The organism is Pseudomonas sp. 05N432 (assembly GCF_056396945.1).
On the sequence record NZ_JBFTMM010000037.1, the window covers coordinates 1 to 7,532 of the forward strand.

Annotated in this window: 5 protein-coding genes; all 5 read left to right on the forward strand. The window is 61.7% G+C overall.

The features are described 5' to 3' along the window. Positions 1-152: 152 nt before the first annotated feature. A complete protein-coding gene (locus AC1DHT_RS28980) occupies positions 153-1,847 on the forward strand; it encodes a Na/Pi cotransporter family protein (protein ID WP_427547096.1) in 1,695 nt (564 codons plus the stop codon). Further along, a complete protein-coding gene (locus AC1DHT_RS28985; RefSeq protein ID WP_427547099.1) occupies positions 1,835-2,188 on the forward strand; it encodes a DUF2493 domain-containing protein in 354 nt (117 codons plus the stop codon). Before AC1DHT_RS28980 ends, AC1DHT_RS28985 begins: the two co-directional genes overlap by 13 nt. Before the next feature lie 96 nt (positions 2,189-2,284). Next, on the forward strand, positions 2,285-4,228 hold the full coding sequence (locus tag AC1DHT_RS28990) for a DNA topoisomerase III (protein WP_427547102.1): 1,944 nt from the start codon (positions 2,285-2,287) through the stop codon (positions 4,226-4,228). 563 nt (positions 4,229-4,791) lie between these two features. After that, positions 4,792-5,166, forward strand: coding sequence for a DUF6124 family protein (locus AC1DHT_RS28995; protein ID WP_427547105.1), 375 nt, complete (start codon positions 4,792-4,794; stop codon positions 5,164-5,166). Between the two features lie 413 nt (positions 5,167-5,579). Beyond that, positions 5,580-7,298 (forward strand): hydrogenase maturation protein, encoded by a 1,719-nt coding sequence (locus AC1DHT_RS29000; protein ID WP_427547108.1) that lies wholly within the window; start codon positions 5,580-5,582, stop codon positions 7,296-7,298. Positions 7,299-7,532: the final 234 nt, after the last annotated feature.

Consider the following 7,532-nt stretch of genomic DNA (forward strand, 5'->3'; position numbering starts at 1 on the left):
CGATAGCGGTTGCACATTCAACACTTGTGCTGCCTGTCAGTCCGCCATCGCGAGCAGGCTCGCTCCCACAGGTTTTTTGTGTTCGCAGCCTCTTCACGCCGCGATCCGGCTTTCGGGCCGTCAATAAATGAAATAGCAAAGGGAGAGTCCTCATGTCGGGAACTACTCTATTGATCAACCTCGCCGGCTCCATCGCACTGATGCTCTGGGGCACCCATATGATTTCTTCGGCGCTGTTGCGCGGCTTCGGCACGCCGCTGCGCCAATGGCTGGGAAAAAACCTCAACAACCGCTGGATGGCCTTGCTCTCGGGCGTCGGGATCACTGGCATTTTGCAAAGCAGCACCGCTGTCAGCCTGATGGCGACCTCCTTCACTGCCGCCGGAGCCCTGGGCCTTGCGCCAGCGTTGGCGGTGATGCTCGGGGCCAATATTGGCTCGACGCTGGTGGTGCAACTGCTCAGTTTCGATATTTCAATCGTCACCCCTATCGTCCTGCTGGCCGGGTTCATCGTCTTCCGCCTGCGTGATGACTCACGCTACGAGAGCGTCGGTTGCGCGCTGATTGGCCTGGGCTTGATGCTGCTGGCGCTGCGCACGCTCGGGTCGACGCTGGGAGAGGTCGAAGGCACGCCGATCTTCCATGCGCTCATGCACAGCCTCGATGGCGACATGATCATTGCCTTGCTGGTGGCGATGCTGCTGACCTGGATCTGCCATTCCAGCGTCGCCGTGGTGCTGCTGATCGCCTCGCTTGCCGGCACCGGTCTGCTCTCGCCGGTGACCAGCATGGCGCTGGTGCTCGGGGTGAATATCGGTGGCGCCCTGCCCTCGGTGCTCAACGCCAGTTCCGCCGTGGCCCGGCGCTTGCCGGTCGGCAACCTGCTGGTGCGGGTCATCGGGGCGCTGGTGTGCTTGCCGTTCGTGCCGATGCTGGCTCAAAGCAGCCCGATTGCAGAGCTGACACCCGCGCTACGAGTGGTTTGCCTGCACACCAGCTTCAACCTGGCGCTGGCACTGGTGTTCATCGGCCTGACAGAACCGCTGGCGAAACTGCTGACGCACCTGCTGCCGTCACCTGCGCGGGACGTCGATCCCGGCATGCCGCTCTATCTGGATGAAGCCGGCCTCACGGTGGCAAACATCGGCCTGTCCAACGCGGCGCGCGAAGCCTTGCGGCTGGCCGACATGCTCTCGGTCATGCTCAACCGCGTGCTGCAACTGTTCCAGACCTCGGACCAGCGCAATGCCGATGAAGTGCGGCAGATCGACCAGTCCCTGGATCTGCTGAGCGCAGCGATTCGTGCCTACCTGGCGGACATCGGCCAGGAAGGCATCAGTGACAGTGACGCCGATCGCTCGCAGGAAATCCTGATGTTCGTGATCAACCTGGAGCACGCCGCCGACATTCTTTCCACCAGCCTTGCGCAGTTGGCCGCGCGTCGACTGCGGCGCGGTGAAAACTTTTCGGCCTTCGAACTGGGCACGCTCTATCCGCTGCACAACGAACTGCTGGAAAGCCTGAGCCTGGCGATTACCGTGTTTCTTCGCGAAGACCTTGCAACCGCCCACTATCTGGTCAACCGCAAAGAATCGGTCAGAAGGCTCGAAGCTGCGGCCAGCCGGGCGCACTTTCGTGCCCTGCGCGAAGACAAAAGTGCCTGGGCCGAGTCCGGCGATATTTTTCAACGGCTGCTGCGCGACTACCGACGCGTGCATCACCACATTGCGGCGCTGGCCTACCCGGTACTCGAACGCGCCGGGGAACGCGATATCGAGAGCAATGACCTGGCAGATAGTCATCCGCAACCGTCTGCCGACAAGGATCAACTGCCATGCGCGTCCTGATCTGTGCCGGGCGCTATTACGCTGACACCCGTACCTGCCTCCGGGTACTGGAAGCCTTCCAGTGCCTGCATGAAGTGCGCGTGCTGATCCACGGCGGCAATCAGTTTCTGGGCGGAGACATCGAAAACTGGGCCCGGGAACTGGGCGCGAACATCGTGCGCTACCCCGCCAACTGGCAACTGCACGGCAAGCTGGCGGAGCGCCTGCGCAACAGCTTCATGCTGCAAGACAGCCGACCCGACCTCGTCATTGCGCTACCCGGTGGGGAGGACACTGAAGAGCTGATCGCGCAAGCCAGGGCGGCCGGCATTCAAACGTTGCAGATGAATGAAGGGGTTTAACCTGCCTTAACTGTACATCCATACAGATAAAGGTTGATCCACGTCGCGGTACCCCGCATGCTGTGCACCTTCAAACCCTGATGACTGATGGTGGTTATGCAGCTGTTTCTCTGTGAAAAGCCTTCCCAGGCCAAAGACATTGCCGCCGTGCTCGGTGCCAGCCGGCGCGGCGACGGCTGCTGGCTGGGAACGGGCGTCACAGTGACCTGGTGCATCGGTCACCTGCTGGAAACCGCACCGCCGGATGCCTACGACGCCCGCTATAAACGCTGGGTCCTGGAAGACCTGCCGATCATTCCCGAGAAGTGGAAGATGCTGGTCAAACCCAAGACCGCCAGCCAGTTCAAAGCCGTCAAACGGCTACTCGGCGAAGCAGATGAACTGGTGATCGCCACCGACGCCGACCGTGAGGGCGAGATGATTGCCCGTGAGCTGGTGGAGCATTGCCGTTATCGCGGGCCGATCAAGCGCCTGTGGCTGTCGGCGCTGGACGATGCCTCGATTCGCAAGGCCCTGGCAGCACTCAAACCCGGCGCCGAAACCTTCAGCCTCTATCACTCGGCACTCGGGCGTTCGCGTGCCGACTGGCTGATCGGCATGAACATGAGCCGCCTGTTCACCCTGCTCGGGCGTCAGTCCGGCTATCAAGGCGTGCTGCCAGTGGGCCGGGTGCAAACCCCGACCTTGCGGCTGGTGGTCGATCGCGACCGCAGCATCGCCGACTTCGTGCCCGTGCCGTATTGGGCCATCGACGTACAACTGCTGCATGACAACATCCCGTTCACCGCCCAATGGCGCGCCACACCGGACGTCTGCGACGAGCACGATCGCTGCCTGAATCAGGCGCTGGCCCAGGAGGCGGCTACGGCCATGCGCAACGCCGTCAGTGCGCGGCTGGTCAAGCTGCGCACCGAGCGGGTCCGCGAAGCCGCCCCGCTGCCGTTCGACCTTGGCACACTGCAAGAAATCTGCTCGAAAAAACTTGGCCTCGGTGCCCAGGAAACCCTGGACGTGGCCCAGGCGTTGTACGAAACCCACAAGGTCATTACCTACCCGCGCAGTGACTGCGGCTACTTGCCGCTGAGTCAGCACAGCGAAGCACCGGGCATTCTCGCCGCCCTTGGGCGTGCCGACCCTGGCCTTGGCGAGCTGCTCAAACACCTTGAGCCACAACGCCGGTCGCGGGCCTGGAACGACGCCAAGGTCAGCGCCCACCACGGGATCATTCCCACGGCGGCGGCGAAAAACCTCGAACGCCTGACCGGCAAGCACCGCGCGGTCTACACCTTGATCCGGGCGCGGTATCTGGCGCAGTTCCTGCCCAATCACGAATATGACCGCACCCAGGCTGACTTCGACTGCGCCGGGCAAGCCTTGCGTGCGGTGGGCAAACTGATCGTCGAGCCAGGCTGGAAGCGCGCGCTGCCCGAAGCGTTGGCGCCGGCGAAAGGACGGGAAGCTCCGGCGCCGCAGACGCTGCCGGCACTGGCTGAAGGACGGGATTACGCCGTCGACAACGTGACGCTGAAGGACCTCTGGACCCAGCCACCCAAGCCATTTACCGAAGGCGACCTGATCAAGGCGATGAAGAACGTCGCCAAACTGGTGGAAGATCCGCTGCTCAAGCAAAAGCTCAAGGACACCACCGGCATCGGCACCGAGGCAACCCGCGCCGGGATCATTCAGGGGTTGCTGGATCGAGGCTATCTGATCAAGAACGGCAAGGCCCTGGCCGCTACACCGCCGGCCTTCAGCCTGATCGACGCCGTGCCCCGGGCCATCGCCGACCCCGGCACCACCGCGATCTGGGAACAGGCCCTGGACATGGTGCAAAGCAGCGAAATGAGCCTTGAGGAATTCGTCGCCAAACAAGCCGCCTGGATGAGCAAACAGGTCGGCCGCTGCACCGGCCTGCGCCTGACCATCAGCGGCCCGGCAAGCCCGGCCGGCAAAGGCGCGGCGCCCTGGAAGAACAAACGCAAGACCACCCAGCGTAAAACCGCACCTGCCACCAAACGTAAAGCAAAACCGGCCCTGTAGGAGCACGGCGGGAGGTCGCTAACAGTTGCCCGCACACGTCTATTGAAAACGCAAAATTACAGAGTCGCGCCCGTAGCAGCTGTCGAGCCCGCGAGGCTACGTTCGACCGCGGAGCGGTCGTAAAATCATGCAACACGTTCTGTCAGGTAAACCGCGTATGCAGGTTTGGCGAGGACTCTGTCCTCGAACGCAGCCTCGCGGGCTCGGCAGCTGCTACGACGGGTGTTTAAGCTTGCCTACGCAGTGCCCATCGGAGGCTACAACGCCTTGCGTCACGGCCTACACCTACGCCAGAATCCGCCGGCTTGTGCGCTTTGGTCCTCGCCTCTATTGTTTCCGTGTCACTGCCCATCAGTGATCGGGTTTAGTAGCCCGCGTTAACTTTCCAACGGTTGCATGAGCGTCATCCAGTCAGGGCTTCCCTGCACTTGATGGTAGCTGTGCGCATGGCGCCCTCGGGCGCGCCGGTTTTGGTGGGTTACCCGGTCTACTAACTTGCGCACAGCTGCCACCCTTTCGTTTAGTAGCGCAATGGTTGCAGCCCTACTTATGGATGACCCCCAATGTTCAAACCTACGCCGAACCCTCCCGAAACCGATCCGGTTTCCCCCTACGCCTCCCTCGATTCAAAAGAACTCCACGCCGCCGCGCACCGTGCGCTCGATCACTACCTGGTGCTGCCCGAGACCAAGGCATTGTTAACCGACCGACGCCCCGGCTGCATTTTCGTCATCGCCCCCGACATTGACTCTGAAACCCTGCTGGCCCACGCCTGCGAAACCCTCGCCTCGGCCAATGTCATGGCCAGCGATCTGGCGTTCGACCTCGAAGGCCCCAAGCGCAATACCGCGCTGGCGATTCAGCAGATGATTTCGCTGGCCGAATTGGCGGTGAATCGCGCTCTGGATCATCTCGATCCACAGGATTCACCGGAGTAGCCAATCCGGCGTCAGTCATTGTGGCGAGGGAGCTTGCTCCCGCTCGGCCGCGAAGCGGTCGTAATCCGGTAATCGCGCTCCATCTGGATATTCGCGGTGACTGATTTCAGGGTCGCTTCGCAACCCAGCGGGAGCAAGCTCCCTCGCCACAGGTGCTCCTCCGTGTCTGCGAACAACACAAAACCCGCCACTTTTTCACAAGACTGGCGGGTTTGTCGTTTCAGGTCAGACAAAATCAAAGCGGTTTACCAACAGCAATCAACAACTCGTCGACTGATGAACGATTTGCAAACACAAGATTGATCTCGGTCAGCTAATCCTCGCCACACACTCTCTACCCTTGCGCTTCCATCAAAGGCCAGGGACGGCTCAATGGGAGCCTCCGGCCGCGCATTCTCAGGGAAGAGTCATTCATGCGGTCATTGAAGATCATTTTGTTGTCATCGGCGTTCAACGGTTTGACCCAACGGGCCTGGCTGGACTTGCGCCAGTCAGGTCACGAGCCCAGCGTAGTGCTGTTCACCGACGAAGCCTCGGTGTGCCGGCAGATAGAGGAATCGGCGGCCGATCTGGTGATCTGCCCGTTTCTCAAGGATCGTGTTCCGCAACAGCTCTGGAGCAACCCGGATCGCCCGGTGGTGATCATTCACCCAGGCATCGTCGGTGACCGCGGTGCCAGCGCGCTGGACTGGGCCATCACCCAGCAGGTCAGCCGCTGGGGCGTCACGGCCTTACAAGCGGTCGAAGAAATGGACGCTGGACCGATCTGGTCGACCTATGAATTCAGCATGCCCGCCGACGTGCGCAAATCCGAGCTGTACAACGGCCCGGTGAGTGACGCCGCGATCTATTGCATACGCGATGTGGTGGAAAAATTCGCCAGCGATTTCGTCCCGACACCCCTCGATTACACGCAACCGAACGTCATCGGGCGCTTGAAGCCGAACATGAAACAGGCCGACCGCACCTTCAGCTGGCACGATTGCACGCAGTTCATCAAACGCACCATTGATGCCGCCGACGGTCAGCCGGGTGTGTTGGCGAGCCTGGCCGGCGGGCAGTATTACCTGTACGACGCGCACCTCGATTCACGTACCGGCACGCCGGGAACCATTCTTGCCGTGCAGGACGATGCCGTACTGGTCGCGACCGGCGATCACAGCCTGTGGATCGGTTCACTCAAGCGCAAGGCCCAGCCAGGAGAGGAAACCTTCAAGTTGCCGGCGCGGCATGTGCTGGCCGGGCAACTCGATGCGATACCGGTACTGGACGGATCGATCGCCAACCAACCGTTCAACGAGGCGACCTATCAACCGATTCGTTATCGGGAGTCGGGTCACGTCGGTGAACTGACCTTCGAGTTCTATAACGGCGCCATGAGCACCGAACAATGCCAGCGGCTAGTTGCAGCGCTGCAGTGGGCCAAGGCTCGGGACACCCAAGTGCTGCTGATCAAGGGCGGTCGTGGAAGCTTTTCCAACGGTGTGCACCTCAATGTCATTCAGGCTGCCAAGGTGCCGGGGCTGGAAGCCTGGGCCAATATTCAGGCGATCGACGATGTCTGCAAGGAAATGTTGACGGCCCGGCAACTGGTGGTTAGCGGCCTGACTGGCAGTGCCGGAGCCGGCGGCGTGATGCTGGCGCTGGCCGCCGACATCGTGTTTGCCCGGGCGGGTGTCGTACTCAATCCGCATTACAAAACCATGGGCCTGTATGGCTCCGAATACTGGACCTACAGCCTGCCCCGAGCAGTGGGCAGCGAAATCGCGCACAAGCTGACCGAAGACTGCCTGCCGCTCAGCGCGTTTCAGGCCTGGCAGTTGGGGATGATTCAGGAGATTGGTCCGCGCTGCCCGCGCGAGTTCAGCCAATGGTTGTTGCAACGGGCCAAGGGCGCTTTGACCGATGAAAAGTACGCAGCGTTTCGCGCGCAAAAAACCAGCATGGACCTTCAGCAGATCGAACACTGTCGCGAGGCCGAGCTGGCCCAGATGCAACTGGACATGGTGCACAACCGCCAGCAGTTCGCCGAGAAGTGCCGCAACTTCGTGTTCAAGCGCAAAACCTGCCAGACCCCGCAGCGCTTGATCGCGCCGTGGGCATTGGAGCGCGAGGCGACGCTGATCGCTTGATCACTTGATTGCTCTCCGTAGCTGCCGCCCACAATGAATTGGCTCGCCCCAACCACTCAGGCCGGCCGGCAGGCCGCCGTGCTTTGCTGTTGATCTTGATCCACCCGCCCCTTTCGGGAGGCCGAGTGGAGGTGTTCATCAGGGGGTGGGCGCGCAGCGCCGTACGGCGCAGCCGGACACATCGAGAGGAGGTCGTCGCGAAGCAGACCGTAGGCGATGCCCCCTGATGGACAC

Bases quoted from the DNA above. Each gene is read 5' to 3' on its own strand.
- AC1DHT_RS28990 (WP_427547102.1), top strand. From the start codon at position 2,285: ATGCAGCTGTTTCTCTGTGAAAAGCCTTCCCAGGCCAAAGACATTGCC.
- AC1DHT_RS29000 (WP_427547108.1), top strand. From the start codon at position 5,580: ATGCGGTCATTGAAGATCATTTTGTTGTCATCGGCGTTCAACGGTTTG.
- AC1DHT_RS28995 (WP_427547105.1), top strand. From the start codon at position 4,792: ATGTTCAAACCTACGCCGAACCCTCCCGAAACCGATCCGGTTTCCCCC.
- AC1DHT_RS28980 (WP_427547096.1), top strand. From the start codon at position 153: ATGTCGGGAACTACTCTATTGATCAACCTCGCCGGCTCCATCGCACTG.
- AC1DHT_RS28985 (WP_427547099.1), top strand. From the start codon at position 1,835: ATGCGCGTCCTGATCTGTGCCGGGCGCTATTACGCTGACACCCGTACC.